The sequence below is a fragment of the Cellulomonas sp. P24 genome (genome assembly GCF_024704385.1).
Taxonomy (GTDB): domain Bacteria; phylum Actinomycetota; class Actinomycetes; order Actinomycetales; family Cellulomonadaceae; genus JAJDFX01.
In genome coordinates this window covers 1,376,972-1,403,955 of the sequence record NZ_JAJDFX010000002.1, presented here as the reverse complement: position 1 = coordinate 1,403,955, position 26,984 = coordinate 1,376,972, and the positions used below count along the sequence as shown (strand labels likewise).

The 26,984-nt window shown below is 70.9% G+C and carries 25 protein-coding genes and 1 tRNA gene; 17 read left to right on the top strand and 9 right to left on the bottom strand.

Annotated features, from left to right (window positions below; translation table 11 throughout):
• Positions 1–51: 51 nt before the first annotated feature.
• The 3 genes from LJB74_RS06565 (at position 52) to LJB74_RS06555 (ending at position 2,920) form a co-directional block, all read left to right on the top strand.
• Positions 52–2,100, top strand: coding sequence for an ATP-dependent DNA helicase UvrD2 (locus tag LJB74_RS06565; protein ID WP_259307779.1), 2,049 nt, complete (start codon positions 52–54; stop codon positions 2,098–2,100).
• Positions 2,101–2,196: 96 nt separating this feature from the next.
• A complete protein-coding gene (locus LJB74_RS06560; RefSeq protein ID WP_259307778.1) occupies positions 2,197–2,325 on the top strand; it encodes a hypothetical protein in 129 nt (42 codons plus the stop codon).
• Between the two features lie 235 nt (positions 2,326–2,560).
• Positions 2,561–2,920 carry a WhiB family transcriptional regulator gene (locus tag LJB74_RS06555; RefSeq protein ID WP_310650824.1) on the top strand — a complete coding sequence of 120 codons (360 nt, stop codon included), beginning with the start codon at positions 2,561–2,563 and terminating at the stop codon, positions 2,918–2,920.
• Here LJB74_RS06555 and LJB74_RS06550 read toward each other — a convergent pair.
• Complete coding sequence (locus LJB74_RS06550) at positions 2,871–3,944, bottom strand: ThiF family adenylyltransferase (RefSeq protein WP_259307777.1); 1,074 nt, start codon at positions 3,942–3,944, stop codon at positions 2,871–2,873. The two genes, LJB74_RS06555 and LJB74_RS06550, sit on opposite strands and share 50 nt — an antisense overlap.
• A 237-nt stretch (positions 3,945–4,181) precedes the next feature.
• Between LJB74_RS06550 and LJB74_RS06545 the strand changes: the two genes are divergently transcribed.
• Positions 4,182–4,805: a YgjP-like metallopeptidase domain-containing protein gene (locus LJB74_RS06545; RefSeq protein WP_259307776.1), complete on the top strand. Its 624-nt coding sequence runs from the start codon at positions 4,182–4,184 to the stop codon at positions 4,803–4,805.
• A gap of 66 nt (positions 4,806–4,871) precedes the next feature.
• On the opposite strand, the gene LJB74_RS06540 is transcribed toward LJB74_RS06545, so the two are convergent.
• Positions 4,872–6,266, bottom strand: a complete 1,395-nt coding sequence (locus LJB74_RS06540; RefSeq protein WP_259307775.1) for a zinc-dependent metalloprotease — start codon at positions 6,264–6,266, stop codon at positions 4,872–4,874.
• 250 nt (positions 6,267–6,516) lie between these two features.
• Here LJB74_RS06540 and LJB74_RS06535 point away from each other — a divergent pair, with 250 nt between their 5' ends.
• Both LJB74_RS06535 and LJB74_RS06530 read left to right on the top strand, forming a co-directional pair.
• The gene (locus LJB74_RS06535; protein WP_259307774.1) at positions 6,517–7,536 is read left to right on the top strand and encodes an NAD-dependent epimerase/dehydratase family protein; all 1,020 of its coding nucleotides are present in this window, start codon (positions 6,517–6,519) and stop codon (positions 7,534–7,536) included.
• Positions 7,537–7,605: 69 nt separating this feature from the next.
• Positions 7,606–8,751, top strand: a complete 1,146-nt coding sequence (locus LJB74_RS06530; RefSeq protein ID WP_259307773.1) for a PDZ domain-containing protein — start codon at positions 7,606–7,608, stop codon at positions 8,749–8,751.
• Here the strand turns inward: LJB74_RS06530 and LJB74_RS06525 are convergent.
• Positions 8,744–9,328, bottom strand: coding sequence for a PPA1309 family protein (locus LJB74_RS06525; RefSeq protein WP_259307772.1), 585 nt, complete (start codon positions 9,326–9,328; stop codon positions 8,744–8,746). The genes LJB74_RS06530 and LJB74_RS06525 overlap by 8 nt on opposite strands.
• 102 nt (positions 9,329–9,430) lie before the next feature.
• Between LJB74_RS06525 and LJB74_RS06520 the strand changes: the two genes are divergently transcribed.
• Together LJB74_RS06520 and LJB74_RS06515 are read left to right on the top strand one after the other, a co-directional pair.
• Entirely contained in the window at positions 9,431–12,409 is a 2,979-nt protein-coding gene (locus tag LJB74_RS06520; RefSeq protein WP_259307771.1) for a UPF0182 family protein, read from the top strand.
• Between the two features lie 65 nt (positions 12,410–12,474).
• Positions 12,475–12,548: transfer RNA gene (locus LJB74_RS06515), tRNA-Met, on the top strand.
• Between the two features lie 277 nt (positions 12,549–12,825).
• On the opposite strand, the gene LJB74_RS06510 is transcribed toward LJB74_RS06515, so the two are convergent.
• The 3 genes from LJB74_RS06510 to LJB74_RS06500 are packed head-to-tail and all read right to left on the bottom strand — an operon-like array spanning position 12,826 to position 17,274.
• Positions 12,826–13,596 (bottom strand): DUF5131 family protein, encoded by a 771-nt coding sequence (locus LJB74_RS06510; RefSeq protein WP_259307770.1) that lies wholly within the window; start codon positions 13,594–13,596, stop codon positions 12,826–12,828.
• 43 nt (positions 13,597–13,639) lie between these two features.
• Positions 13,640–16,156, bottom strand: a complete 2,517-nt coding sequence (locus LJB74_RS06505; RefSeq protein WP_259307769.1) for a helicase C-terminal domain-containing protein — start codon at positions 16,154–16,156, stop codon at positions 13,640–13,642.
• Entirely contained in the window at positions 16,153–17,274 is a 1,122-nt protein-coding gene (locus LJB74_RS06500; RefSeq protein ID WP_259307768.1) for a three-Cys-motif partner protein TcmP, read from the bottom strand. The genes LJB74_RS06505 and LJB74_RS06500 overlap by 4 nt, the downstream gene beginning before the upstream one ends.
• A 307-nt stretch (positions 17,275–17,581) precedes the next feature.
• On the opposite strand from LJB74_RS06500, the gene LJB74_RS06495 reads away from it, so the two are divergent.
• Positions 17,582–18,049, top strand: coding sequence for a helix-turn-helix domain-containing protein (locus tag LJB74_RS06495; RefSeq protein WP_310650823.1), 468 nt, complete (start codon positions 17,582–17,584; stop codon positions 18,047–18,049).
• On the opposite strand, the gene LJB74_RS06490 is transcribed toward LJB74_RS06495, so the two are convergent.
• From LJB74_RS06490 to LJB74_RS06480, 3 genes are all read right to left on the bottom strand, one after another.
• The gene (locus LJB74_RS06490; RefSeq protein WP_259307767.1) at positions 17,988–18,368 is read right to left on the bottom strand and encodes a PIN domain-containing protein; all 381 of its coding nucleotides are present in this window, start codon (positions 18,366–18,368) and stop codon (positions 17,988–17,990) included. The two genes, LJB74_RS06495 and LJB74_RS06490, sit on opposite strands and share 62 nt — an antisense overlap.
• 2 nt (positions 18,369–18,370) lie before the next feature.
• On the bottom strand, positions 18,371–18,610 hold the full coding sequence (locus tag LJB74_RS06485) for a type II toxin-antitoxin system Phd/YefM family antitoxin (RefSeq protein ID WP_259307766.1): 240 nt from the start codon (positions 18,608–18,610) through the stop codon (positions 18,371–18,373).
• Positions 18,611–18,799: 189 nt separating this feature from the next.
• Positions 18,800–19,144 (bottom strand): helix-turn-helix domain-containing protein, encoded by a 345-nt coding sequence (locus LJB74_RS06480; protein WP_259307765.1) that lies wholly within the window; start codon positions 19,142–19,144, stop codon positions 18,800–18,802.
• A gap of 238 nt (positions 19,145–19,382) precedes the next feature.
• Between LJB74_RS06480 and LJB74_RS06475 the strand changes: the two genes are divergently transcribed.
• From LJB74_RS06475 to LJB74_RS06440, 8 genes are all read left to right on the top strand, one after another.
• Positions 19,383–20,243 carry a hypothetical protein gene (locus LJB74_RS06475; protein ID WP_259307764.1) on the top strand — a complete coding sequence of 287 codons (861 nt, stop codon included), beginning with the start codon at positions 19,383–19,385 and terminating at the stop codon, positions 20,241–20,243.
• Positions 20,244–20,585: 342 nt separating this feature from the next.
• Positions 20,586–21,179 carry a hypothetical protein gene (locus tag LJB74_RS06470; protein ID WP_259307763.1) on the top strand — a complete coding sequence of 198 codons (594 nt, stop codon included), beginning with the start codon at positions 20,586–20,588 and terminating at the stop codon, positions 21,177–21,179.
• A gap of 482 nt (positions 21,180–21,661) precedes the next feature.
• Positions 21,662–22,099: a hypothetical protein gene (locus LJB74_RS06465; protein WP_259307762.1), complete on the top strand. Its 438-nt coding sequence runs from the start codon at positions 21,662–21,664 to the stop codon at positions 22,097–22,099.
• Positions 22,100–22,128: 29 nt separating this feature from the next.
• Positions 22,129–22,815 carry an SAF domain-containing protein gene (locus LJB74_RS06460; protein WP_259307761.1) on the top strand — a complete coding sequence of 229 codons (687 nt, stop codon included), beginning with the start codon at positions 22,129–22,131 and terminating at the stop codon, positions 22,813–22,815.
• Positions 22,812–23,585 carry a hypothetical protein gene (locus LJB74_RS06455; RefSeq protein ID WP_259307760.1) on the top strand — a complete coding sequence of 258 codons (774 nt, stop codon included), beginning with the start codon at positions 22,812–22,814 and terminating at the stop codon, positions 23,583–23,585. Before LJB74_RS06460 ends, LJB74_RS06455 begins: the two co-directional genes overlap by 4 nt.
• Complete coding sequence (locus LJB74_RS06450) at positions 23,582–25,156, top strand: CpaF family protein (RefSeq protein ID WP_259307759.1); 1,575 nt, start codon at positions 23,582–23,584, stop codon at positions 25,154–25,156. Before LJB74_RS06455 ends, LJB74_RS06450 begins: the two co-directional genes overlap by 4 nt.
• Positions 25,153–26,067, top strand: a complete 915-nt coding sequence (locus LJB74_RS06445) for a type II secretion system F family protein (protein WP_259307758.1) — start codon at positions 25,153–25,155, stop codon at positions 26,065–26,067. Before LJB74_RS06450 ends, LJB74_RS06445 begins: the two co-directional genes overlap by 4 nt.
• Positions 26,064–26,972 (top strand): type II secretion system F family protein, encoded by a 909-nt coding sequence (locus tag LJB74_RS06440; protein ID WP_259307757.1) that lies wholly within the window; start codon positions 26,064–26,066, stop codon positions 26,970–26,972. Before LJB74_RS06445 ends, LJB74_RS06440 begins: the two co-directional genes overlap by 4 nt.
• The last annotated feature ends 12 nt before the right edge of the window (positions 26,973–26,984 follow it).

Here is a 26,984-nt window from a genome sequence, read left to right as displayed (position 1 = left end):
GCCGGACCCTCGGCGCCGCTGATGTCGGTCGGACCTGGGAGGATCGACCCGATGTCAGCCGACGACCTTCTCGACGCCCTCGACCCCGACCAGCGTGAGGTCGCCCTCGCCCTGGCGGGACCGGTGTGCGTGCTCGCGGGGGCCGGGACCGGGAAGACGCGGGCGATCACGCACCGGATCGCCTACGGGGTGCGGACGGGGGTCTATCGTCCGTCCGCGGTGCTGGCGGTCACGTTCACCGCGCGGGCCGCCGGTGAGATGCGGACCCGCCTGCGGGAGCTCGGCGTCGGAGGGGTGCAGGCGCGGACCTTCCACGCCGCGGCGCTGCGGCAGCTCGGCTTCTTCTGGCCGAAGGTCATCGGTGGCGCCCCGCCCCGGATCCTCGAGCACAAGGCCACCGCGATCGCGGAGGCCGCGAGTCGGCTCGGGCTGGACGTGGACCGGTTGGCGGTGCGGGACCTCGCGTCGGAGGTCGAGTGGTCGAAGGTCAGCCTCGTCACGGCGGACGACTACGTCCGGGCGACCGCGGCGATCGACCGGCCGGCGCCCTCCGGTTACGACCACCAGGCGGTCGCGCGGCTGATCACGGCCTACGAGGACGTCAAGACCGAACGTGGCGTGATCGACTTCGAGGACGTCCTGCTCATGCTCGGGGACATGCTCCACTCACGTCGCGACGTCGCCGAGGAGGTGCGCGCGCAGTACCGGCACTTCGTGGTGGACGAGTACCAGGACGTCTCCCCGCTGCAGCAGTTCCTGCTCGACCAGTGGCTCGGGGGTCGCCAGGAGCTGTGCGTGGTGGGAGACCCGAGCCAGACGATCTACTCGTTCACGGGTGCGACCCCGCACCACCTCCTGACCTTCCGGTCGCAGCACCCCACCGCGCAGGTGATCCGGCTGGTCCGGGACTACCGCTCGACGCCGCAGGTCGTGTCGCTCGCCAACCGGCTGCTGGCGCGACGCGACGCGCGAGGCAGGGGAGCGGCTCCCCTCGAGCTGGTCGCGCAGCGGCCCGACGGTCCTCCGATCGGTTTCACCGTCTACGACGACGACGACGTCGAGGCCACCGGGGTGGCGCAACGGGTCGCGCGGCTCGTGGCTGCGGGCACGCGTCCGAGCGAGATCGCGGTGCTGTACCGCACGAACGCACAGTCCGAACCCTTCGAGCAGGCGCTCGCAGCGGCCGGCATCGGCTACCTCGTACGCGGTGGCGAGCGGTTCTTCGCCCGCCGCGAGGTCCGGGACGCGATGGTGCTCCTGCGTGGCGCCGGCCGGTCCGCCGATGCGGAGACGCCGATGGTCGAGACGGTCCGCGACGTCCTGCTCTCCGCCGGGTGGTCGCCCGAGCCGCCGGCGGCCCGTGGTGCGGTCCGTGAGCGGTGGGAGTCGATGCAGGCGCTGGTGGGTCTTGCCGACGATCTCGCGGCCCGGTTCCAGGCGTCGTACGCGGACTTCCTCACCGAGCTCGACGAGCGCGCGTCGGCGCAGCACGCCCCGACCGTCGAGGGCGTCACGCTCGCGTCGTTGCACGCCGCCAAGGGACTTGAGTGGGATGCGGTGTTCCTCGCCGGCCTGAGCGAGGGGCTGATGCCGATCTCGCTCGCGGAGACCGACGCGGCTGTCGCCGAGGAACGGCGGTTGCTGTACGTGGGCATCACGCGTGCGCGCGAGCACCTGGAGCTCTCGTTCGCGCGGTCGCGCACCCCGGGTGGCCGGGCGACCCGGCGTCGCAGCCGGTTCCTCGACGGGCTGTGGCCCGAGCCCGCGGCGGCGTCCTCGCGCGGTCGCGGTCGGGTGGCGCGGGGCGGTCCGTTGACCGGTGAGTTCGACGCCGGGCTGTACGACCGACTGGCGAGCTGGCGGTCCGGTGTCGCCGTCGATGCGGGGCTCCCGGCATTCACCGTCCTGGTCGACCGCACCCTCGAGGCCATCGCCGAGCTCCGCCCGGCGACGTTGCCCGAGCTCGCCGCGATCAAGGGGATGGGACCGGCCAAGCTCGCGCAGTACGGGGCGACGATCCTCGCGATCGTCGCCGGGACTGCCGGGACCGCCGGGGTACCGGAGCGCTCCGCGGCACCTTCCGGAAGTTGGGTCGATTAATCAGTTGTGCCGTCCGGACGGGCGAGCCTAGGGTGAGCAACGTCCTCGAACGTGCGGCGTCGCCTGCGATGCCCGAAAGAGAAGGAGGTGGGTGCATTGAAGACAACCAGGATTGCGGAGATCGGCGTGGCGTACTGCGCTGCGATCGTCGTCCCGCGTTCCCTCGCGCCCACCTCGACGCGGTTCCAGGGGATCGCTGCGCCCGTCGCCGGGAGCGTCGGATGACGCTCAACCGCCTTCGCGATGCTGCGTTCCTCGCGGCGCTCCGCGGCGCTTTCCCCTCTCCGCGACTCCACCCCTCGGGATCATGACGGTCTGACCGGACCCTGATCTCCCAGGCCGTGGAGTCCCTCTCGGGATCCACGGCCTTCGTCTTTCCTGCTCCGTCCGTGAGCGGTGGACCGCCGGCCTGGTGTCCCCACCTCACAGCAGATCATCGCAAGGACATCAGGAGGACATCGTGCGGCTCACGACGCTGCTCGACACGGTGAACAACGGCGGATCAGGACCCTGGCCCCCCGACACGTCGCCGACCACCACTGCCGACGAGGAACGACGGCAGTTCGACCGCGTGATCGCGGACCTCATCCCGTGCCGGGCCGGCGACCCCGAGCTCTGGTTCGCGGAGCAGACCGACCAGGTCGAGCGGGCCAAGGCGCTGTGCCGCCAGTGCCCGCTCATGGAAGGGTGCCTCGCCGGCGCGATCGATCGCGCCGAGCCCTGGGGCGTCTGGGGCGGCGAGGTCTTCGTCGACGGTGTGGTCGTCCCGGTCAAGCGAGGACGCGGTCGCCCGCGCAAGACGCAGTCACCGGCGGCGTGACGGGGATCGCCCCGCACCCGCAGTCCGGGTGCACCGCCCACGACCGCACGCGGGGCACGGCCTCGGGGAGCGACACCTCGAGACCGGCCCCGCGTACCGTCGGCGTCCTGCCGTCCAGGTGCGCGAGGGCCTGAGCGGCGGCGAGCGAACCTGCCACCGCCGCGAGCGCACTCTCCTCGGGGCCGTGCGGTCGCGCGGCCGCCGCGAGCTGGGCGACGACGACGCCCCACCGGTCGTCCACGTCCGCGCGCCACAGGTCGACGCACCGCAGGCACGGCGTCACACCCGGGACGACCAGGGGCCCGACGAGGACGCCGGCCTCCTGGACGACGACCGACAGGTGGGCGACGCCGGCGGACATCGACAGGCGGGACCGGGCCGGGTCGGCGGCGCCGTGCTCGATCAGGACCAGCAGGTCGGGCTCCGTGCGGGCGGGTGCCTGCGTGCGGACGGCGGCGTTCGCGTCGTGCACGATGCGGTGCGCTGCCTCGACGCGGGGTGAGCCGACGTCGCGTGGCAGGTAGCCGCCGACGCCGAGGTCGGCGCTCGTGACGAGGCCGTCGTCCTGGAGGAGGACCGTGCCGATCCCGGCCGCTGCGAGGACCACCGCGGTCTGGAGCCCGAGCCGCCCCAGGCCGACGATCCCCACCGTGCGTGCCGAGCGGTCTCGCACGTGCGCGGCGCCGTCGCCGTCCTCCAGCACGGTGGACCAGGCGCTCGCGTCGGCTGCGGCGCCGGAGAGCAGTGTCGCGGTGCCGGTCGCCGGTGGGCGGGCGGGGATCGGGCACAGGACACGTGCCTGGTCGAGCGCCTGCAGGAGGGCCCCGACGCGGTCCGCCGGGATCCCGTGGCGCGTGGCGGACGTGCGGAGCGCCTCGACCGTCGAGCCGGGTTCGGCGCCGGTCAGGAGATCGACCTCGGGATCGGTGAGCCCGGAGAGCCGCACGGCCCACCGGGGGTCGGTCCCGATCTGCACCTCGCCGGGGGAGCGCCAGAGCAGGTCGAGCCCGGGTCGAAGTCGCATCGTGGCCTCCTCTCTCGTGCCGGCTCGCAGGTGCCGGAGGTCCGGTGCCGGGGTCTCGGCGGGCCGGGCCCACTCTGGCACGGGGGCATGGCGCTCCGAGAGTTGTCCACAGGCAGCGGTGCGTGAAGCCCGTCGTTGTGCGACGCGTCGTCCACGGGATGTGGATCGGGGTGTGGACAAGTCCCCGGAAACTGGGGAAAAGATGACCAGAAGGTGAACAACAGGTCATCACGCGGTATGACCCGCTACGGTGCAGGCGTGCACGCGAACAGCGAGCACGGTCCTGTCGAGGTGCGCCGGAGCCGGCGTCGCCTGCGGACCGTGACGGCCTACCGCGAGGGCGACCACACCGTGGTCGCGATCCCCGCGAGGTTCACGCGCGCCCAGGAGCGGGAGTGGGTGCAGCGGATGCTGCGGCGGCTCGGGGACCAGGAACGGCGTCGACGCCCGTCCGACGAGCAGCTCTCGCAGCGCGCGACCGAGCTGAGCGCCCGGTACCTCGGCGGTCGCGCGGTGCCGACGAGCGTCGCCTGGTCCGGGAACCAGGGCCGCCGGTGGGGGTCGTGCACGCCGACGGACGGGAGCATCCGGATCTCCGACCGCGTCCAGGGCATGCCGCGATGGGTGCTGGACTACGTGCTGCTGCACGAGCTCACGCACCTGCTGCACGCCGGGCACGGGCCCGACTTCTGGGCCCTGGTCCGGGCCTATCCGCGGACCGAGCGTGCGCGGGGGTTCCTCGACGGGGTGACGTTCGCCCAGGAAGCCCTGCAGCGGGCCGCCGACGAGCAGGGTGAGAGCTCCGAGGTCGAGGAGGAGGACGTCGACGACCTCGACGACGATCCTCGCGTGAACCGGTAGACGCACTCACCGGTCGTGAGTACGCCCCACCGGTCGTGAGTACGCGCCGTCGGGCGGGACGGGCCCCTACTCGGTGGGGTCCGGGGGCTCCTCCCCGAAGATCTCCGCGAGCGCACGGTCGAGGTCGGCGTGCGCCTCCGCCGACTCGTCGCGCCGCCGCTCGAAGCCCGTCGGGTCGTCGAGGTCCTCGGCCGTCGGCATCAGGTCCGGGTGGTCCCAGACGGCATCCCGCGCGGTGGTGCCTCCGCTCGTGGCGATGTGCGCCCACAGCGCGGCGGCGTCACGGGACCGCCGTGGCCGGAGCTCGAGGCCGACGAGGGTCGCGAACGTCTCCTCGGCCGGCCCGCCCGCGGCGCGGCGACGCCGCAGCATCTCGCGCAGCGCCACCGCGTGCGGAAGGTGCGGGAGCGCCGCGGCAGCGCTCACCTCGTCGACCCAGCCCTCGACGAGCGCGAGGGCCGTCTCGAGGCGTGCGAGCGCGGCGTCCTGCTCGGGGGTGGTGCTCGGCGAGAAGATCCCGCGCGACAGCGCCTGCTGCAATGCTTCGGGGTTCGTCGGGTCGATCTCGGCGACGGCCTCCTCGAGCGTCGACGCGTCGATCGTGATGCCGCGCGCGTAGGTCGCCACGATCTCCAGCAGGTGCGTCCGCAGCCACGTGACGTGCGTGAACAGCCGCGCATGGGCGGCTTCGCGCAGGGCGAGGTACAGCGTGACCTCGTCGGCGGGGGCGTCGAGCCCGTCGGCGAACGTCGCGATGTTCGACGGCACGAGCACCGTGGACGGCTCGCGCACGAGGGGGATCCCGATGTCGGTGGCGCCGAACACCTCTCGTGAGAGGGTCCCGGCGGCCTGACCCACCTGCATCCCGAACACGACCGACCCGAGCTGGCGCATGAGGTGGTTCGGGTCCGAGGCCGTCCCGGGGATGACAGGGCCGGCGGACAGCTCGGGCGGGAGGTGGTCGACCAGCACCGACGACAACGCGACGGACAGCGAGGACGCGACGGGCTCGGTCAGGGTGCGCCAGCTCGGGAGCGTCTGCTCGACCCACTCGGAGCGGCTCCACACGCGTGCCGGTCCGCCGGCCGGCGGGAGGTCCGTGACGGCGTCCAGCCACAGCTCGGCCACGGACATCGCCTCGGTGGCCGCCCGGATCTGGGACGTCGTGAGGGACGGGTCGCCCTCCGCCGACGCGACCTGCCGTGCGACGTCGTGGGCGACGTCCCAGTTCACCGGGCCCTCGCCGGTCGCCGCGAGCAGCCGGCGCACCTGCGCCAGGACCTGCCCCAGCAGCGCCGGGTCGTTCGGGAGGCCGGAGGCCGCGGCCATCGCCGCCGGGTCCATCCCCCGGGCGCGGAGCTCCCGCAGGGCCTCCTCGGTGTCCGCGCCGAACATCGCGCGGAGCATCTGCTCCCACTCCTGGGGGACCTCGGCGTCGTCGCTCGGACCGGGTGTGCTCATCGCGGGTCGCCTCCTGGGACGATAGGACTGCAACCACCAGGCGGTGGGGGTCGACACTGCGTCGTCATGCGTCAGCACGCTGTCGATGTGCGTGGCGGGGACCCGCACACGCGACAGGCAACCACGGTAACGAGGATCGGTCACGAAGGAAGGCATCGGACGCATGGCGGGAGGTGTCTTTCGCTCTGGGCGCAGTGCTCAGGGGACCGGCGAGCCACCTCGAGGTGGCTCGGACGGGACGGCTGCGGTCGTGGTCGTCGGGGTCGGTCCCGTCGCCGGCGGGGTCGCCACGTGGATCTCCCGGCACGGTCTGGGCCCCGCGACGCCCGCCGACGTGCGGACGCTCGAGCAGGTGCCGCCGGAGGACCCGCAGACGGCGCTCACCGGCACCGACGTGGTGGTGCTCGTCGCCGACACCGGTGACCTGGCGGTCTCGTGGTCGGACACCGCGGAGCACCGGCGGTCCGAGGCCGTCGCGCACACCCAGCGGTGCCTCGCGGCGGCGGCCGCAGCAGGGGTGCAGCACGTCGTCGTCGTGACGTCGGCGATGGTGCACGGAGCGGTGCCGGACCGCGACCCGATCGAGGACGACGACGACCTCGCACCCGGCGGGCAGGGCGAGACGGACGGGATCGTCGGCGACCTGCTCGCGGTGGAGTCCGTGGTGGCCCGGGCCGTCGGGCGCCGACGCCCGCTGGTCACCGTGCTGCGCCCGGCGGCGGTCGTCGGGCCGCGCATCGACACGTTGATCACCCGGCACTTCGAGGCGCCGCGCCTGCTGACGGTGCGGGGGAGCGCGCGCGAGTGGCAGTTCGTGCACGTCGACGACGTCGCCTCCGCGGTCGTCGCGTGCGTCGTCCACGGTCTTGCCGGGGCGGTGACCGTGGGGGCGCCGGGTGCGCTGACGTCCGCACAGGTCGCTCTCGCCGCCGGGATGGAGCGCGTCGAGCTGCCGCCGGTGACGGCGTTCGGCACGGCGGAGCGGCTGCACCGCGTCGGGGTGCTCCCGGCGCCCGCCTCCGAGCTCGCCTACGCGGTCTACTCGTGGACGGTCGCCTCGACGCGACTGACCGCCGCCGGTTGGCAGGCGGAGCGGTCGAACGAGGAGTGCCTGCTGGTCCTGCTGGAGACGGTCCGTGGCCGTCATGCGCTCGCGGGTCGTCGCGTCGGGGCGCGGGACGCGACGGCGCTCGGTGCGGCGGGTGCGGCGGTCGCCCTGATCGGGACGGCGGCCGTCTGGCGGCAGGCGCGCAGCCGCCGGCACCGCTGAGCGGCGTCCCGTCGGCCGGCCCGCGGGGGTGTGGAGGTCGCTGCCAGGGACGTGAGGGATGATCGACCGGTGACTCAGCCCCCCGCGCCCGGTCAGCCGGGCCCGTCCGAGCCCCAGCAGACGGTCGACGAGCGACCGACTGCCGTCGTCGCGCCACCGTCACCCCGGTCGGTGACCCTCAGTCTCGGGATGCTGGCGACCGCGGTGCTGGTCGCGGTCCTCGCGTTCCTGCCGGTGCCGTACGTGGTCAACTCTCCCGGGCCGACCCGCAACACCCTCGGTGAGCTGGACGGCTCGCCGCTGATCTCGATCTCGGGCGCCACGACGTACCCGACGACGGGCAAGCTGCTGCTCACGACGGCGTCGGTGCAGGGCGGCCCCGGCTACCCGGTCGACGTCTTCCACGTGATCGAGGGGTGGTTCTCGAGCGGCAGCACGGTGCAGCCGGTCGAGACCGTGTACCCGACGGGGGCCACCTCGGCGGAGGTCGCGAAGGCCGGCGAGCAGCAGATGGCGTCCTCGCAGGAGAACGCCACCGTCGCCGCGCTCACCCAGCTGGGCTACACCGTGCCGGCGACGTTGACGATCGCGGGCGACGCGGCCGGGACAGGGGCGAGCGGCGTCGTCGAGAAGGGTGACGTGATCACGTCGTTCGACGGCAAGGCGGTCGTGTCCTACCAGGACCTCGTGGACGACCTCAAGGCGACCACCCCCGGTGACACGGTCACCCTCGGGGTGAAGCGGAACGGTTCACCGCTCGACCTGTCGGTCGTGACCGGGACGAAGAAGTCCGGCGGAGCCCAGCTCGGCGTGCTGATCGACCCGACGTTCACCCTGCCGGTGGACGTGAAGATCAAGATCAACGACATCGGCGGGCCCAGCGCCGGGATGATGTTCGCCCTCGGGATCATCGACAAGCTCACCCCGGCGGACGATGCGAAGGGTGACGTGATCGCCGGCACAGGGACGATCGACATCGACGGCACGGTCGGCCCGATCGGCGACATCCGGCAGAAGTTCCACGGTGCGCTGCGTGACGGGGCCACGTGGTTCCTCGCGCCGGCGTCGAACTGCGCCGACGTCATCGGGGCCGTGCCGGCCGGCCTGCACGTCGTGAAGGTCTCGACCCTGCGCGAGGCGGAGAACGCGGTTCAGACCATCGCCGCAGGCAAGGGCGCCACGCTGCCGACGTGCACGGCGGCCGACGTCAGCTGAGCGTCGCGCGCACCGCATCGATCAGGCCGGGGACGACGTCGCGCCCCTGCCCGACGGCGTCGTCCGCGTCGTTCGCACGGGTGCGGACCGCGCACCACGCGCGGCCGTCGCGCATCGCGGCGACGGCCATGCGGACGTCCTGACGGTCGGGGTGGCCGAGCAGGTAGGCGAGCGCGGCGTCCGGGTCCGCGGGCATGGTGGCCTCGGCGGCGGGCGGCAGCACGACCCGCTCGAGCACGATCGCCGCGCCGTCGACGGTCGGCGGCCAGGTCAGGGCGCCGAGCAGGGACTCGATGTCGTCCGCGGGCGGCAGGTCCTCCTGCTCGACGGACGTCAGGTGCCGGGGGTCGCGGCGTGCCGCGGCGACGACCTCGGCGGGCAGCTGTGACGCGAGCGACGGGTCGGTCTCGAGCGCCCGCGCGGTCTCCACGAGGGCGAAGACGCGCACCGGACCGTCCCAGCCGCCGGTCGCGACGTGGCGTTCGATCTCCCGGACGGCGTCCGCGAGCGCCTGCTCCTCGGGGGGAAGCACCAGACGAGGGGCGGTGGAGTCAGCGGGGTCCGGGGCCTCGGTCATGCCCTCATGGTGTCACCCGTGTGGGAACCTGGGGACCTGCCGTCGCGTTCAACCCATGACGGCTGCACAGCCGCGAGCACTCGATCAGGAAGTACACCCGACGTGACGTCTGCCAGCACGCCCCGCACCCCGCGCCCGCCCCGAGCGCCGCGCCCACCGTCGGCCCGAGGTCGCCGCGGTGCTCTCGGACCGACGATCGCGATCCTCGTGGGCCTGGTCATCGCCCTGTTCATCACGGCGCAGCTGTGGACCGAGGTGCTGTGGTTCAGCCAGATCGGCTACCTGCAGGTGCTCCAGGTCGAGTGGGTGACGCGCGGGCTGCTGTTCCTCGCCGGCCTCATCGTCATGGGTGGCGCCGTGGCGGTCAGCCTGACCGTCGCGTACAGGTCGCGCCCGATCTACGCGCCGTCGAACCAGGAGCAGGTCAGCCTGGACCAGTACCGCGAGGCGATCGAGCCGCTGCGTCGGCTCGTGAGCATCGCCGGGCCGGCGCTGCTCGGGATCTTCGCCGGGATCGCGGCGTCGCAGCAGTGGTCGACGATCCAGCTGTGGGCGAACCGGGTGCCGTTCCACCAGAAGGACCCGCAGTTCGGTCTCGACCTGTCGTTCTACATCTTCGAGCTGCCCGGGTTGCGCTTCATCGTGTCGTTCCTGATGACGACGGCCGTGCTCGCCGGGATCGCCGGGATCGCGACGCAGTACCTGTACGGCGGGATCCGGATCGGTGGGGAGCCGCCGCGCACCACGAAGGCCGCCCGGGTCCAGCTCGCCGTGACGGGTGCCGTGCTGATGCTTCTGATCGCCGGCAACTACTGGCTCGACCGCTACTCGCTGCTCACGCGTGCGGGGGACAGGTTCGACGGGGCGTCCTACGCGGACGTCAGCGCCGTGATCCCGGCGAAGCAGATCCTCACGGGGATCGCGATCCTCGTGGCGATCGTGTTCGTCGTGACGGCCTTCCGCGGCGACTGGCGGCTGCCCGCGATCGGTCTCGGCGTCATGGTGGTCTCGGCGATCGCGGTCGGTGGCGTCTACCCGGCACTCGTGCAGCGCTTCCAGGTCGCCCCGAACGAGCAGCAGTTCGAGGCGCCGTACATCCAGCGCAACATCGACGCGACGAAGACCGCCTACGGACTGAACGACGTCCAGGTCAGCTCGTACGACGCGACCACGAAGGCCACGCCGGGGGCGCTGCGCGCCGACGCCGAGACGACGGCGTCGATCCGGTTGCTGGACCCGCAGATCGTGAGCCCGTCGTTCAGCCAGCTCCAGCAGAACAAGCAGTACTACAAGTTCGCCAACACGCTCTCCGTCGACCGCTACAAGATCGATGGACAGAGTCGCGACACCGTGATCGCGGTGCGTGAGCTCAACCTCGCCGGGCTCGGCGCCAACCAGCAGAACTGGGTCAACGACCACACCGTCTTCACGCACGGCTACGGTGTCGTCGCCGCGTACGGCAACACGACCGGCGCGGACGGTCGGCCGGCGTTCTACGAGGGCGACATCCCCTCCAACGGCGGGCTCGGCACGTACGAGCCGCGGATCTACTTCGGCCAGGACTCGCCCGACTACTCGATCGTCGGTGCTCCTTCCGGCACCAAGCCGTGGGAGCTCGACTACCCGGACGACAAGGCCGGCGGCCAGGTCAACAACACCTTCCCGACCGCGACCGTCAAGGCCGGGCCGAGCATCGGGAGCTTCTGGAACAAGCTGCTGTACTCGCTCAAGTTCGGGTCGGAGCAGATCATGTTCTCCGACCGGGTGACGGCCGACTCGCAGATCCTGTACGACCGCGACCCGAGCCAGCGCGTCGCCAAGGTCGCCCCGTACCTGACCCTCGACGGGCGCGTGTACCCGGCCGTGGTCGACGGCCGCGTGAAGTGGATCGTGGACGGCTACACGACCAGCGACGCCTACCCGTACTCGGCGTCGATGTCGCTGCAGGACGCGACGACGGACTCGCTGACCGCGACGTCGTCGACCGTGCAGGCGCTGCTGCCGGCCAAGGTCAACTACATCCGCAACTCGGTGAAGGCCACGGTCGACGCGTACAGCGGTGAGGTCACGCTCTACGCGTGGGACCCGACGGACCCCGTCCTGCAGGCCTGGAACAAGGTGTTCCCGTCCTCCCTCAAGCCGATCTCGGCGATCTCCGGGCAGCTCATGAGCCACATGCGGTACCCGGAGGACCTGTTCAAGGTCCAGCGGACCCTGCTCGCCGAGTACCACGTGACGTCCGCGTCGGACTTCTTCACCGGGCAGGACTTCTGGGCGGTCCCGAACGACCCGACCCAGACCGGGACGGCCGCCAAGGAGCCGCAGCCGCCGTACTACCTGACGCTGCAGATGCCGAGCCAGAGCACACCGGCGTTCTCGCTCACCTCGACGTTCATCCCGCAGAACACCGGGAGCGTCGAACGCAGCATCCTCACCGGGTTCCTCGCGGCCGACGCCGAGGCCGGTGACGTCGCGGGTGTGAAGAGTCCCGAGTACGGGAAGCTCAGACTCATCGAGCTCCCACGGAACTCGACCGTGCCCGGCCCCGGCCAGGTCGCGAACAAGTTCACGTCCGACCCGACGGCGTCGACGACCCTCAACCTGCTCAACACCGACAGCTCCACGGTGATCCGCGGGAACCTCCTGACATTGCCCGTCGGTGGGGGACTGCTCTACGTGCAGCCCGTCTACGTGCAGTCCTCGACCGGCACCAAGTTCCCGCTGCTGCAGAAGGTCCTGGTGTCCTTCGGTGACCAGGTCGGCTTCGCCAACACGTTGTCCGGGGCCCTCGACCAGGTGTTCGGCGGCGACTCCGGGGCGACCACGACGGACGGCACGACCGTGACGCCGACGCCCACCCCGAGTGGCGACACCACGGGTGGCACCACCGGCGGCGCCGTGAACGACACGGCGCGGGCCGCGCTCGCGAAGGCGCTCGCCGAGGCGAACACCGCGATTGCCGACGGTCAGAAGGCGCTCGCCGCCGGAGACTTCGCGGCGTACGGTGCGGCGCAGACGGCGCTGCAGAAGGCCATCGAGGCCGCCATCGCTGCGGAGGCCAACCTCAGCACCACGGGGTGACCTCGGGCGGTCTGGGACCAGCGATTTGGCTGGTCCCAGACTGTCACGTACAGTGGAGACACCGACGCGGGGTGGAGCAGCTCGGTAGCTCGCTGGGCTCATAACCCAGAGGTCGTAGGTTCAAATCCTACCCCCGCTACTAGTAAGACAGCAGGTCAGAGGCCCTTTCTCCCTTCGGGGAGGGAGGGCCTCTTGCGTTCTTGTACGCAATTCGTACGCAGGCGACCTCGCCGGATGGTCGCGGACTTCGGTGGATTGGGGCGGTTGTCGCCTCGGGGAGCGTGTCGGTGACGCCCGAGGTTCACTTGTTTGCCCGGCGCCGGGGCTGGCGAAACCGCACGTCCCGCCCACGTCGCGCTCGGCAGGACGCGTCGGTGGACGTGGGAGGAGAGCCGACGGGGTCGCTGCGACCTACCTCAGGTGGCGAGACGTCGAACGACGTGAGAGTCAGAGGTTGAGGGCATCTGGTCCCAGGTCTGCCCGTCGAGGTCTCGGCCCAGGGTCTTGGGGGTGCGTCCGCCCCACTGCTTGAAGAAGAAGGGGACGTCAGCCTCCAGACAGGTGTCGCGGATGCCGCGTGCCCAGCGGATGTCCATTGGGCGGTAGTTGTTGCCTGACTCTCCGCCAGCGATGACCCAGTCGATTCCTTCGAGGTTCAGCCCGTCGAGAGGACCGAGCAGCGGTTCGCACGACAGGAACCGGACTGCCGCAGGCACACGCCGCAGGTGGTCCACGCGGTGCGCGACGGCCATGTCCTCAATGGAGACGCCGAGCCACACGTTCGGTGGCCAGGGCAGCCGATCGGCCATGCGCGCGGCGCGTAGGGGGCGCTTGGTGAGCACCTGGTAGGTGTGCTGCGGGGTGTCGACCATGACGTCGAAAACGTCGCGGACGAAGCTTGCGGGCACCTTCGCGTGGAATAGGTCGCTCATCGAGTTGACGAAGACCGTCCTGGGCGTGCGCCACTTGCGCGGCTGTGTCAGCGACGCTGGGTGGGTCGTGACGGCGAAGCCGGGTCCGGAGGTGCGGGGGTCACCGTCCTGCTGGTACTTCTCGGCGCCCATGGCTTTGAGCCGTTTCGCCAGCGTGAGTGCGTAGCAGTTGTCGCACCCGGCCGAGACGCGGTCGCAACCGGTGACGGGGTTCCACGTCGCTTCGGTCCACTCGATCCGCGATCGGTCGCTCATCGCAGGGTCGCAAGTAGTTGAGTGGTCACGGCCGGAGTCTTCCTCACGACGCCTCTACCCGCACAACTGCTCCGTAGAAGGCGACGAACTGCCGCCCGTTGAAGTGCAGGCTGACGAGCTGCTGCTGGATCGCCGCCACGTCGCGGTAGCGGTTGTCGATGGCCAGCGCGGTGGCGTACTGGCGGATCGCCGCCATCAACTTGGCGTGCGCGTCGGTGTCGATGCTGCGTGCGTCGGTCGGTGGGGTACCGGTGTGCTCCGCGATGTGGCTCGGGTGTGCGATCACCGGCGCGATGCTCGATGTGCCGGTCAGGGTCTGCGCGGCCCAGCGTACGGAGCCGCCGAGCTGGTTGATGTCGCGCTTGGAGATGAGAGCGGCCTCGGCTCCGCTCTTAACCTCGATGACCACGTGGTTGCCCTCGGAGTCCGACCACAGCACGTCTGGGCCCGCACCGATGTCCTTCTCGGGCCGCTGGCCCGAAAAGCCGAGGTGGTTGGCGAGGTCAGCCCATGCCTGCTCAGCTTGCTCGGTCCGGTCGGGGTCCCAGGCCAGGTCGGCGATGAGAGCTTCCACCTCGACGCGTAGGCGACCGCCATCGGTGTACCGGTCGGTGAGGTAGGCAACCGCCGCTTCGGCCTGCCGGCGGGTCGGCCGAGACGGCTGGAACGTCAAGCCCGACATCGGCCGCAAGATCGAAGCGTTCGACGCCGAGGCTCCCGCCAGCTGCGCCTGCGCACGGGCGGGGTCGGTGGCGTGCCGGTAGGCCGCCCCCTTCTCGCTCAACCAGCCGGCCAGCCGCTCGTCCTTCATCTCCTGCCGTGCAGCGTTCACCGCGTTGTCCGCAGCCTTGGCCGCGGCTTCGTGGTCTCCACGCACGGCCGCGTCGTACGCCTGGCGCATCGGCAGCGCCGTCGGCACGGGCGGGACGGTCTCGTAGACGACGTCAACGAGTGCCTTGCGGGCGGCCGAGCGGAAGTCCTCGGCACCGTCGATGACCTTGCGGATCAAGTCGACCACGCCGTCCATCGTGACGTCCTTGCGGCCATCGATGCTACGTGCGACCCGCCGTGACAGTTCGAGCTGGGCGCGTGTGCCGGGGGAGAGCCGAGCCGCGGTGTCCGGGCGGGAGATCAGCTCGACAAGCCGGCGGTCCATCACGAGGACAGCGCACCGGTCTTCACGCGACCGAACGCCGCGCCCCATGCCTTGCTCGAAACGCTGCACCTGCCGGGTCGTGATGGTGTTGCTGTCGCGCAGGGCCGTCGACTCTCTCCGTTCGGATCCGGAGGCGGCTTGCGGTAGCCCGTCGATGACGAGCACGCGGCACGCGTTGTCGGGCAGGTCGATGCCGTCGTACTGGTTCACGATGACGACGAGGCCGACCGGACCGGCCTGCAGCCGGGCAACGACGGCGGCGATCTGCTTGGAGTCTGCGACCATCTCGTTCGCGACTTCGGACCACTCCTGCGCACGCAGCCAGCTCGGAACGAGTACGACGACGTTGTCCGTGACCGCAATCGATGCGACGGCCGTGCGTAGCTCTGCGTCCGACAGGTCCGGCACGAGGTCTTGCGGGACGAGCACCAGGCGGTCGCCAAGGTCCGCCGCGGAGTCGGGGACGATCGCCTCGGCCACCGTCGTCGCGTCCGCCGCGAAGTGCGTTACGAGAGCGGAGTCACTCGCGAGCGTGGCTGTCATGTAGACGCGGCGCTTCGCGTCGGCGAAGCTCGGGAACTTCTGCACGGGGGGCAGCGGCGGGGCGATCTCGAGGCCGCTGCTGGTCAACGTCGCCTCGCAGAAGGGCAGGTGGTCCTTGATTAGGGGCCACTCCCACTCCAGCATCGGGGTGTTGCGCTGCGGGTGCAGGATCTTGAGGACGTCGGCGGCCTTGTCCTGCCAGGCCCAGAACGGAATCCGCATCACGGCACCGCGGTCGCCGTCCTTGATATCGAGGAGCTTCGCGGCGCCCTGCGCGTTCAGGTCGGTCTCGAACAAGGCGAGCAACGCAGCGTAGGCGGGGTCCTCCTTGGGGATCAGGGCGCGGCTGTACTCCTCGAGGCGGGTGATCGCCGAGTGCGCATCGTCGATGATGATCGTGCCAACCTGAATCGCCGCACCGTGCTCGGCGAGCCCGAACTTCGTCCTGCCGTTGAACATCTTCTGCAGCGTCGTGACGCAGATGGCCTGGCCGGAGCCGAACTTCGCGCTGGTCGGGTCGGTGACGATGGCCAGCCCGAGACGTCGTCCTTCTTCGGCGGCCCTGTCGGCGAGGTGAGGAGTCGGGGCCAGGAAGAGTGCGGGCCCCGCCCCGTCGTGGAGGCCTGTCTGCAAGATGAGCAGCCCGACGATGGTCTTGCCGGTGCCCGTGTTCATCTTGATGACGAGGTCGGGCTCGTCGCGCCGCGGGGACCAACGTTCTAGGACGGTGGCCTGGACTTGGCGCAGGTACCCCAGGCCGGTCTGCTTGCTCGGCAGGGCATCAAACAACGCGGCCGGTTCGTGGATCGTGCCCAGGTCGGTGCCGCTCGAGACGGCGTCCCAGTCGATGTCCATGCTCATCCCCCGTTGTTGAGAGCGGCGGCGGTGAGCCGCACGTTGCCGCCGAGTCGCACATGTCCGTCGCCGCCGTCGCCGACGGCCGAGCCCTTCTCGACGAGCTTGTCGAGAACCGGCATGACCTGGCTCTCCTTGTAGACCGTCTGGTAGAGCGCGAACCGACGCAGGTCGCCGACGCTCGCGGTGTGCCCGGGAGCGTCGCGCAGGTACTGCAGGAGCTCGCGTCGCAACGGCTCGGTGTGGGGTTCGATCTGGATGTCGAGGAGCTGCTGGTCGGGGTCGGCGGGGTCGCGGTACCGGACACCCTGGATGGGGTCGACCTCCCACATCGCTTCCTTCATCTTCTGCAGGCCCCGCACGTGGGTGGTTCCGAACGCGAGGAACAGGGAGTGCCCGTTGCCGCCGACGAGTTCGAAGGTCAGGACGAACGGGAAGCCTGCTTCGTGCAGGACGTCGCGGTACTTGTTCACGACCCACTCGGCCTTGGCCTCGCTAGGCAGGTCGGCGACTCGCCGCCACTCTGGGTCGCCGAACACGGCGTCGCCGTGGTGGCTTGTCGGGAACCGGGCGAAGTGGTGCGGCTCGAAGGTAATGATCACCTCGCTCGATGGGTTGTTCGCGATGCGCCGGACGATGTCGAGCTTGACGCCACCGCCGAACGTGTCGAGGACCACGAGCATGGGGCGACCCCACGCGTCGTGCTTCGAGAGCACCTCGATCAGCGTCGGGTCGTAGTCGCCGGCCTCCACGGCCAGGTCGATCCCGTAGCGGTCTAGGTCCTCCAGTGCCACCGGGCGAGCCGCGATCGCGAGCTGCTCGCGCAGGTGCGCGACTCGACGCTCGTCCTGCTCGACAAACAAGAAGCGCAGGTCGCGGGCTTTCAGTCGCAGGAACGGGTCGTGGATCAAGGTCTCGAGGGCGATGACAGGTGAGCCGGGCTCTCCGCCCGTGTAGATCCCGGGACCGGCGAATCCCTCCGCGTAGGTGACGTCGCCCTTCCAGCTGTGGATCATGATCGGCATCCACTTGCTGAGGTACTGCCGGTACACGCTGTGCTTGGCCAAGGTGTGGGGGGCCGCCGGCCACACGACGGGGTCCTTTTCGACAGCCTTGTCGGTCATCCACGCCTCCAGCACTTGTCCGGCCTGCGGCTACCCTAGCGAGCCCCGTGCTCGCGAACGCCGAGGTTGGCTAACCGTGGGAGGCGATGTCTTCGCAGGTCGCTAGCCCGACCGTGCCAGTCCGCTGACAGTCACAGCCCGGCGCCCGGCGCCGTCCTGCTCCACAAGTCGCAGCCGAGAAGGTGGTGTGCACGACAGGTGTCGGGAGGGGGAGTGAACACCGGACCACTGTCGCCCGGGCCGCCCTTGAGGTCCCTGGGATTGCCATGGACTACTCGGCCGCGAAGACCCTGAACCGCCTGGCCGGATGGTGGGTGCGCGACCCCGCGGCGTCACCGGCGCTTGCCGCCCAGGAGATAGCTTCACGATGGTGGCCGCGTTCGGCGAGCTGGAGCGAGACATGATCCATGAACGCACTATGGCCGGCCTGGCTGCTTCGCGCCGCCAGGGACGGATCGGTGGTCGCCCGAGCGTGATGGACGACGAGGTCGCCGCCGCAAGAGCACGGCGGGCCGCCTGCCAGAGCCATACCCAGATCGCCAAGGCCCTGGGGATCTCGCGCGCGACCGCCTACCGGCACCTGGGCGCTACCGGTGCACCGAGCGAGGAGCGGTTCACCGGCGTGGCACCGTCGGCGCCTGTGAAGCACCCGGGCTTGGACGTGCTGCTCGACCTCGACCGGGGCGCCGGCGCGCGGTTGGAGGTTGTCCTCCTCAGGGTTCGCGCACGTCCAGGAGTGCGGCGATGCCGGCGAAGTCGGCGAGGTTGTGTGTGAGCAGCCGCGCGCGGTGCGCGTGGGCGGTCGCTGCGATGAGCAGGTCCATCTGCCGGGCTCGGGGCTGGCGACCTGATGCCCGGACCGCGGTCGCCAGGGTTCCGTAGCTGGCGGCCACCGCGGCGTCGACCGGCAGTGCGTTGAACGCCCGCTCGATGGCGGTCAGCCGCCGTAGCCGCTCGGGCCGGTGCTCCTCGTTGGCGACGAGTACGCCGTAGTGGAGTTCGGCGAGGCTGACGGCGCTGATCGCGTACTCGTCGTCGCTGGCGGCGTCGAACGTGTCCGCGATGAGCACGGACGTGTCGAGGATGACGCGCATGCTCACACCTGCGTTCGCGCGAACGGGTCCCGCAGCGTGTCGTCGAACACATCACGCTCGAGCTGGCCATAGGGGCCGCCAACCCAGACGCCGGCTAGGGCCGGGCTGTGCTGCCACACGCGGGTGGCCGGCGGAGCGATCTCGGCGACCACCCGACCGGCGACCGTCACCATGACATGCTCGCCTGCCTCGACCGCGTGCATCACCTCGGACGCGCTCTGGCGCAGTTCGCGCAGTCCCACACTCCTCGTCACAGCCTCAGTGTAGCACTTGTGCTACATGAATTGCTCGCCCGGGCTTGGACGTGCCGCTCGACCGCGACCACATCGCCGGCGTGCGCTGAGCGCATCGACCCGGCCGCGTGCCAGGTTGCGGTGCCCGGCTCCGGGGGTTGCTGGTACGTCGCGCATACGGGGCATTGAGATTCACAGCTACCAGCTCCTCTCGAGCACGTGGAGTGTGTGATTAGGGCGTTCCTGTCGCCCCGTCACCGCGTGGGGGGTTGGCAGTGAATCAACGAACTGGTCGAGTGCAGCGGGGGAAACTTTGCGCAGGCGCCCGACGTGGACTGTCTGGATTTTGTCGGCTGCGATGAACTCGTAGAAGAGGCTTCGGGAGATCCCGAGTCGGCGCGCGGCTTCAGGCACGGACAGGAGCAGCTTTTCGTCCGGCTGGAGAGTGACGGCGACAACGTGCTCTTGCGGTGCGGGCTCGCGGCGTCCTCGGCGGGCTGACGCAGTGGTCACTAGCCGCAAGGTCGGGGCGGTGGTGCTCATCGGAAGCCTCCTTCGGTCATGAGAGGCCCACGGTCGCACCGAGGCGTTGCCGAAACCCTGACAGTCGTGCGCGCGGCTGCGGCAGTCGTCTTCGCATCCGATTGCCAGAACCCTGACAGGGACAGCGCGAGACGCGGGGCCTGTGGCCGCTGAACTGCGCATATGCGGGCGGTCAGGGTTTCGGCAATGGGTTGCGGGCAGCGTGACCGGTGTTCATTTCGACACCGGGAGAATCCTCATGGACACGACCGAAGAACTCCGTACGATCCGAGCCCACGTCACGCTGCGGGACCATCAGCGGCTGCGTGAGGCGTTGGCCGGCGTCGACCATGAGGGCTGGTCGGGCAGCTCCGCGACCGCGTTGCTTTCGTTCGTCCGCGTGGACCTGGTTCGCCCCTTGGTCATCGACCTTGGGCTGCGGGGTGCAGCGGCATCACAGGCAGAAGCCACGGGATGGGGCGTGGCTTGGGAGGTGCTGTGTGAACCGGGTCTGCGGTCTGCAGTCTCCCCGTGGGGTGTGGTCTGGACAGCGGTTCGTCGGGCGGTGCTCGGGGAGATCGTCGCGGCCCGGTACTGCACGAGCGCCCGCAAGGCTTGGCGGATCTGGTCCGGGGAGGTGCCCGCCGAGTCAGCGCCGCAGCTCGTCGAGATCGACGGGCTGAACGCCGGCAGTATCGACTCGGCGTGGGGCGCCGAGTCGATGAGCCCGGAGTTCGGTGTCGTTCTGGCTCCGGTTCTCGACGCCCTGGTCCAGGCGGGATGGGAACCCGCAGTCGTCGCCGAACTCGTCGAGCGGATCGCCGCCACCGCAGAGCCAGGAGCGACGCAGACAGTGGCGAAGGCCGGGTGGCGACCGATCGCCGAGGAGCTCGGGATTGAAGCCTGGCGGGTGCGCCGGCTCATGGTGGCACTGCTCGGCGAACCGGGTTGGCCCGGGCTCATCGAGCGCGTCATGGACGGCGGATGCGCGGTGCTGAATGACGCCGGGGCCAGGGCCGCCGCAATGTCGACTCTGACCCAGTGGATGCGTCCACCGCGCGGTGCGGCGCGAACCGCTGAGGCAAGGTCCGACCATCGCCGCAGTCAGCGGGCGGCGTGAAGAGGACACGGCGGTGAACGTTTGCTCCCGACTCGGCCCCTTGGCCGCCGTCTGCACACCATCAGGCACGGAGGGGTTCGCCGTCGTCCACAACCCGGAGAATCGCCGCACTGTCCACAGCGGCACTGGTGGTCTCTGGCGTGTGGCGCCTCGGGTGCCCATACCTGTCGACATGAGCCCAATTTGCGTCCCGGAGCCCGACAGGCAACTTCGCGAGCGCGGGAATCCGCGCCTTCCAGCTGTTGTCGCGATTCGCCCCTTTGGTGTCCAATGGGTCCACTTGCCGTCTTGCGGCGGTGGTCAGGGGTGGCGCGAGAACCGTTGGGGGACGGGTGATCGCCGATGAGAACTCGATACTTCTCCGCCCGAGTGATGGCGCTCGCGTTCTGTGTCGCACTCGGAACGGGCCTTTCTGCCTGCACGCCGTCCAACTACACCTCGCCGCCATCACCGAGACCCACCTCGACGTCGCTCCCTACGACTTCCACGCCAGCCCCAACACCGAGCGTCGACCCGGAGGTCGCGCTGGCCAAGGTGGCGATCCTGGAGGCGTATCGCGGCTTTTGGGCCGCGCAGGTCCGCGCGCTCGTCGACCCTAGCGTTGCCCCTCCGGCCGAGCTCAGCGAGTTCGCCGTTGACAAGGCCTTCGCGGGCGTCGGAGAGGCGCTGCTCACCTACCAGCGGCAAGGCATCATCGTGACTGGCGAGCCTGTTCTCGACCCCACCGTTGACAACGTCACGCTCGGCGGGAACGCCAGCGCCCACATCACAGACTGCGTCGACTCCAGCAACTGGGTGCCGATCTTCCGTGACTCTCGGAAGCCGGCCGCAGCCCCGGGCCAGTCACCGCGACTCGTCGTGGAGTCGTGGGCGATCATCTACGACGCCCATTGGGTCATCCGCGAGACGCTCATTCACCGGGACCAGCCGTGCTAGCCCGTCGGTTCTTCGACCTCGCGATCGCCGCCGGACTCGCAGTGATCCCCCCAGGCGCGCTCGACACAGCGGTTGACCCGACGCTGACGTGCCCACCGACCGTGACGACCTGCACCGTCACGGTCGCGAGACCAGCCGATCCAGCGGTTCAAGCCCCCCAAGGCGCGACGCCTGCCAGCGGAGGGAGCCGCGTGTGCATCACACCGGGTTACCACCAAGTTGTTGACTGCTTCAGTGCGGCCTTCGGATGGTTCAACAACCTCGATGGGTGCTACTACCGGATCCGAGACCCCCAGCCGTCGGCCACCGATTCCGTGTGGAACGGCCACTACCCGAGCGGCACGGTCTACGACGTGACGTGTGCAGATCCCTCGGCGGGTCCAGGCACGAGCGGCGGCTGGACGTGGTTACCGTCCCCGCCGGAGGGTTTTGGGGCGGCGGCGACGACGCCGGGTGAGGTGGCGGCGCGGGCGGTGGATCAGATGGCGCTGGTTGGTCCGGCGATTGGGATCACGGTCACCCCGGGCAAGACGGGTCTGGTGGGTGTGCCGGTGTGGTTGTGGACGGCGGTGAGCCCGACGACGTGGGGCCCGAACACGGCGACGGCGTCGGTCCCGGGGTTGTCTGTGACGGCGACCGCGCGGGCCACGCAGATCGCGTGGGACATGGGCGATGGGACCGTCAAGGTCTGCAAGGGACCTGGGACTGCGTATTTCACGGGCGGGGTCCATTCGCCTACCTGTGAGCACGTCTATGTGGCGTCCTCGGCGGGTCAGCCGAATGACGCGTACCGCGTGACGGCGACGGCGACGTGGGAGGTGACCTGGACCGGGGGTGGGACCTCGGGGACGTTGACGGTCACCAGGTCCTCGTCGACGACCGTGCGCATCGGCGAGCTGCAGGTGCTCGTGACCGGCTGATCGACCTCGAGCGTGGGTGGAGAACCGCCATGACGACGACGCACAACATCACCCGCACCTCCGCCGAGAGTGACCGCGCCCGCGGGGCGCTGACGGCGCCGCCGCTCGTGGCGCCGCGGGGCCGGCGCCGTCCGGGTCTGATCACCGCGGGTGTCGGGTTGGTGATGCTCGGGGCGCTGGTCGCGGTGTGGCTGGTGACCGCCGCGGGCAACCGGACCCCCGTGGTGGCCGTGGCCCATGACGTCCCCTATGGGACGGTCATCACGGCCGCGGATCTGACCCGGGCGGACGTGTCGGTTGACTCGTCGGTGGCCACGGTGCCGGCCGGGGACGCGGCGGGTCTGGTGGGGAAGGTCGCGGCCACCGACCTGGTGGCCGGGTCGCTGCTCGCGCCCGGCCAGGTGACGACCGCGGGGCCGCCCGGTCCCGGCGAGGTGCTCGTCCCCCTTGCGGTGGCTGCCAAGAAGGTCCCCGCCGGTGGGTTGGTGGCCGGTGACCGGTTGTTGATCGTGGACACCCCACCCGCGGATGCGGATCCGTCCACGGGTGCCTTACACACGATCGGTGTGACGGTGGCGCGCGTGGGCGCACCGGACCTGAACGGGGTCGTCGTCATCGACGTCATCGCCCGGGAGGGTGATGGGCCGGGCGTGGCGGCGCGGGCGGCGACCGGGCGCTTCGCCCTGGTCGTCCAGGGGCACGGGGGGACGTCGTGAGCCTGATCGTGTTGTGCTCAGCGACCGGCGCCCCCGGGGTCACGACGACAACCCTGGCGCTGGGGTGGGTGTGGCCGTTGGTCTTTCCGGACCGGCGGGTGCTGGTGGTGGACGCCGACGTCGCCGGGTCGGGCATCCTGCCCGGGTATCTGCAGGCGGGTGTGCCCGCGGGTATGGGCGTGCTGGGGTTGGCGGCCGAGCGGGCCCCGATCACCCCCGACGCCGTGCTCGAGCACTGTGTCGCCCTGGACCCCAGCGAGGACCGGCTGGTTCTAACGGGGATCACGGACCCTGCGCAGGCGCGGGCGTTGTGGCCGGTGTGGTCCGGTCTTGTGGAGGCCGCCCGCGACCTGGGGGCGTCCGGTGTGGATGTGCTGGTCGACCTTGGACGCCTGGGTCACCGCCACGAGCCCACCCTGCTGGTGGAGCAGGCCGACGTGGTCGCCGTCGTGCTGGGCTCAACCTTGGCGTCGGTCTCCGGGGCAGTCTCGGGGTTGCGGGCGTTGAGGGACACCCGCGGGCCCGGTCCCTCGACAGGCGCGGTCGTGGTGGGCCGATCCGACCCGTACACCCCGGGTGAGATCGCCCGCGAGCTAAGTCTTCAGCATCTGCCGGTCGTGGCGCATGACACCTGGGCGGCCGGTGTGCTGTCCACCGGTGGGGGTCTGGGGTGGCGGTTCGAACGCTCCGCGCTGCTGCGCAGCGCCCGCGCGCTGGCGACCGGCCTCATGGCAGGTGTGGACGTCCTGGTCCCGGGGGCGGGTTCATGAACGCCGCCGACCCGACCCTCGCATCGCTGCACCTCTCCGACGGGCACACGGCAAACGGGCAGACCTTTCTGGCGCCGGCTCCGGCCGTGCACCTCGACCGTTCCGGCGGCCGCTTCCCGGCTGAAGTGCCCGAGACACTGACTGCGGCCTCGCCTGGCGTGGAGGTCTTGCCTGGTCCGGCGGTGGTGGACCCGTCGCTGGTGCGCGAGGTGCGCAAGGTGGTGGCCGCGCACTTAGCGACCCGGCTGCAGGGCGCCCAAGTCACCGGCTCGGCGGCCCGCCGGGAGCTGGCCCGGGCCCTGGTGGCACAAGAGCTCGCGGACCGTTCCGGTGCGCGGGTGCGGGCCGGGTTGGACCCGTGGCCGGTCGAGCACGAGATGGCCCTCGCCGGGGCGGTGATGGCGGCCCTGTTCGGGTTGGGCCGGTTGCAGCCGTTGGTCGATGACCCGGGTGTGGAGAACATCGAGGTCGACGGGCACGACCGGGTGTGGATCTCCTACGCCGACGGCCACGACCGCCAGGGCCCACCGGTCGCGGACTCCGACGAGGAGCTCATCGAGATCCTGCAGCTGTTGGCCGCGCGCACCGGGACATCGGAGCGAATGTTCTCCTCCGCCCACCCGGCGTTGCACCTGCGCCTGGACGACGGCTCGCGCCTGGCCGCGATGGCCTGGACCACCCCCAAACCCCACGTCGTGATCCGCCGCCACCGGGTCCGCGACGTGGACCTGAACGACCTGGTGAATCTGGGCACCCTGGACACGGCGTTGGCCGGGTTTCTGCGGGCGGCGATCGGCGCGGGCAAGAACATCGTGGTCACCGGTCTGCAGAACGCCGGCAAAACCACCCTGATCCGCGCCCTGGCCAATGAGTTCGCCCCCCTGGAGCGCTTCGCCACGATCGAGAAGGAGTACGAGCTGCACCTGCACGACCTGCCCGAACGCCACCCGCGAGTGGTGGCCATGGAAGCCCGCGAGGGCTCCGCGGAGACCGGTCCCGGCGGGCACCGCGCCGGGGAGATCACCCTGACCGACCTGGTCACCGACGCGCTGCGGATGAACCTGCGCCGGATCATCGTCGGGGAGGTCCGCGGCGGTGAGGTCCTACCGATGCTCGAGGCGATGTCCACCGGGGACGGATCCTTGTGCACGATCCACGCCCGCACCGCCCAGCACGCGATCGACCGCATCGTGACCTTGTGCCTGTCGACCGGGCTGGGGATGACCGACACGTTCGCCTACCGGCTCCTGGCCGGATCGGTGGACCTGCTGGTGCACCTGACGTTGGTGGACGAGTCCGCCACCGGTGGACCCAAGCACCGGTTCGTGTCCCAGGTCGTGGAGATCAACGGCCTCGGTGAAGGCTCCCGCCCCACCACCACAACCGTCTTCGGCCCGGGACCAGACGGTCGAGGTGTCCCCCTGCACCGCCCGCAGTGCCTGCCCGACCTGGTGCGCGCCGGGTTCGACGCCGCATTCCTGGACCACCCGGGCGGAACCTGGACCACCCGACTGAACCCACCCGCTCCCCGCACCGCCCCCGCCCACCGGAACACGGGCGGCTTCCGGTGAGCGCGCTGCTGGCCGGAGTTGCCGGCGCACTCCTCACTGCCGGCGGCCTGGCGATCCTGGTCGGCGCGCGGCGCACCACGGCTTCGCCCCTGAGGCGGCGTCGGAGGCGGCGGCCCGCCAGGCCGACACCGGTCGCACTGCGCACGGGGTGGGCGCGCTGGCGTTGGCCGGTCGCACTGGGTGCGGGCGCACTGGTGTGGCTGCTCTCACGGTGGCCGGTCGCCGGGGCGATCGTGTCCGCGACGCTGATAGGGCTGCCGGTCCTGCTGAGCACCACCCAGGTCGCAGCCCGGGGCATCGACCGGATCGAGGCCATCGAGGAATGGACGAGGCGACTGGCGGACATCCTGCTGGCCGGGGTCGGCCTGGAACAAGGGATCACCACCAGCCTGCGCACCTGCCCACCCCCAATCGCGCCCGAGGTCACCGCCCTGGTCGCCCGGCTTTCGGCCAGGTGGACTACCGAACAGGCGTTGCGGGCCTTCGCCGACGACCTGAACGACGCCGCAGCCGACCTGGTCGTTGCCGCACTGGTGCTGGCTTCCCGGCGCCGCGGACCGGGCCTGGCCCGGGTGCTGACCGCGGTCGCGGACTCGGTCGCCGACGACGTCGCCGTACGCCGCAAGGTCGAGGCCGAACGCGCCAAACCCCGCACCACAGCCCGCGCCGTCACCCTGATCACCCTGGGCGTCGTAGGCGCCGGTGCCCTGAACGGCACCTACCTCGCCCCGTACGGCGACCCGATCGGCCAGCTCGTCCTAGCCCTGATTGCGGGCGGGTTCATCGGCTGCCTGGCGTGGATGCGGGCCCTGACCCTGTCCCCACCCGAACCCCGCTTCCTCACCGTTTCCCATCGGTTCACCAATACCGAAGGCGATGGGGTCGCGAACTCGAGAGGGTGGGAGCGGTGATCACCTGGCAGATCCTGCTCGCCGGCGCCCTGGTCGGCGCCGGCCTGAGCATCCTGGTGGCCGGCCTGGTGCCGACCCGCCCGAACCTGCACGCCGCCCTGACACGCCTGGACCCCCACGCCGGCGACCCAGGTCTGCGCACCGACCCGCCCACCACGGCGCCTGGACCACAGCTGTGGGCGAGTGTCCGGCGCCGGGTGCTCCCACAGCTCGTGGAGTCCCTGGGCCTGGCCCGGTACACAGCCGACCTGCACATGGTCGACCAGGTCCCAGAAGACCTTGCCGCCCGCAAGACCACGTTCGCCCTGCTCGGCCTGGCCGCCCCCACCCTGCTCGCCTTGGTTGCGGCTGCGGCGGGTGTGGGCACGCCAGTCGCGATCCCGGCCGCGGGCGCCATCGTACTGGCCGGGGCGGGGTTCGTGGTGCCCGACGTCGACCTGCGACGACGGGCCGGCCTCGCCCGGGAGTCCATGCGCCGGGCCGCGTGCGTGTTCCTCGAGCTCGTCGCCCTGGAACGCGCGGCCGACGCGGGCACCACCGAGGCCCTGGACCGCGCCGCGGCCATCGGCGGGTCGCGGGAGTTCGACCGCATCCGCGACGCCCTGCTGCGCGCCGAACTCGCCGGGCTCCCACCCTGGCAAGGCCTGAGCGACCTCGCCGAGGCCACCGGGGTTCCCGAGCTCGGCGACCTGGCGGACATCATGGCCCTGTCCGGCCAGGACGGCGCCGCGGTCTATGCGACCCTGCGGGCCCGCGCCACGTCGCTGCGCACCCAGCTGTTGACCGCCACCACCGCCAAGGCCAACGCCGCCTCTGAGCACATGGTCGTGCCCGTCGCCCTGCTCGGGGTCGCGTTCATGGCCCTGATCGCCTACCCCGCCTTCACCCGCATCCTGTTCGGCTAACCCCACCAGATC

What these genes read in the sequence shown, in the direction of transcription:
- LJB74_RS06550 (WP_259307777.1), bottom strand. Translation starts at nt 3,944, where the DNA reads ATGCGACTTCGACCCGGGCTCGACCTGCTCTGGCGCTCCCCCGGCGAG.
- LJB74_RS06540 (WP_259307775.1), bottom strand. Translation starts at nt 6,266, where the DNA reads ATGAGCACACCCGGTCCGAGCGACGACGCCGAGGTCCCCCAGGAGTGG.
- LJB74_RS06545 (WP_259307776.1), top strand. Translation starts at nt 4,182, where the DNA reads ATGACCCGCTACGGTGCAGGCGTGCACGCGAACAGCGAGCACGGTCCT.
- LJB74_RS06565 (WP_259307779.1), top strand. Translation starts at nt 52, where the DNA reads ATGTCAGCCGACGACCTTCTCGACGCCCTCGACCCCGACCAGCGTGAG.
- LJB74_RS06460 (WP_259307761.1), top strand. Translation starts at nt 22,129, where the DNA reads ATGACGACGACGCACAACATCACCCGCACCTCCGCCGAGAGTGACCGC.
- LJB74_RS06500 (WP_259307768.1), bottom strand. Translation starts at nt 17,274, where the DNA reads ATGACCGACAAGGCTGTCGAAAAGGACCCCGTCGTGTGGCCGGCGGCC.
- LJB74_RS06510 (WP_259307770.1), bottom strand. Translation starts at nt 13,596, where the DNA reads ATGAGCGACCGATCGCGGATCGAGTGGACCGAAGCGACGTGGAACCCC.
- LJB74_RS06470 (WP_259307763.1), top strand. Translation starts at nt 20,586, where the DNA reads ATGAGAACTCGATACTTCTCCGCCCGAGTGATGGCGCTCGCGTTCTGT.
- LJB74_RS06480 (WP_259307765.1), bottom strand. Translation starts at nt 19,144, where the DNA reads ATGAGCACCACCGCCCCGACCTTGCGGCTAGTGACCACTGCGTCAGCC.
- LJB74_RS06505 (WP_259307769.1), bottom strand. Translation starts at nt 16,156, where the DNA reads ATGAGCATGGACATCGACTGGGACGCCGTCTCGAGCGGCACCGACCTG.
- LJB74_RS06525 (WP_259307772.1), bottom strand. Translation starts at nt 9,328, where the DNA reads ATGACCGAGGCCCCGGACCCCGCTGACTCCACCGCCCCTCGTCTGGTG.
- LJB74_RS06490 (WP_259307767.1), bottom strand. Translation starts at nt 18,368, where the DNA reads ATGCGCGTCATCCTCGACACGTCCGTGCTCATCGCGGACACGTTCGAC.
- LJB74_RS06475 (WP_259307764.1), top strand. Translation starts at nt 19,383, where the DNA reads ATGGACACGACCGAAGAACTCCGTACGATCCGAGCCCACGTCACGCTG.
- LJB74_RS06495 (WP_310650823.1), top strand. Translation starts at nt 17,582, where the DNA reads ATGGTGGGTGCGCGACCCCGCGGCGTCACCGGCGCTTGCCGCCCAGGA.
- LJB74_RS06450 (WP_259307759.1), top strand. Translation starts at nt 23,582, where the DNA reads ATGAACGCCGCCGACCCGACCCTCGCATCGCTGCACCTCTCCGACGGG.
- LJB74_RS06465 (WP_259307762.1), top strand. Translation starts at nt 21,662, where the DNA reads ATGGCGCTGGTTGGTCCGGCGATTGGGATCACGGTCACCCCGGGCAAG.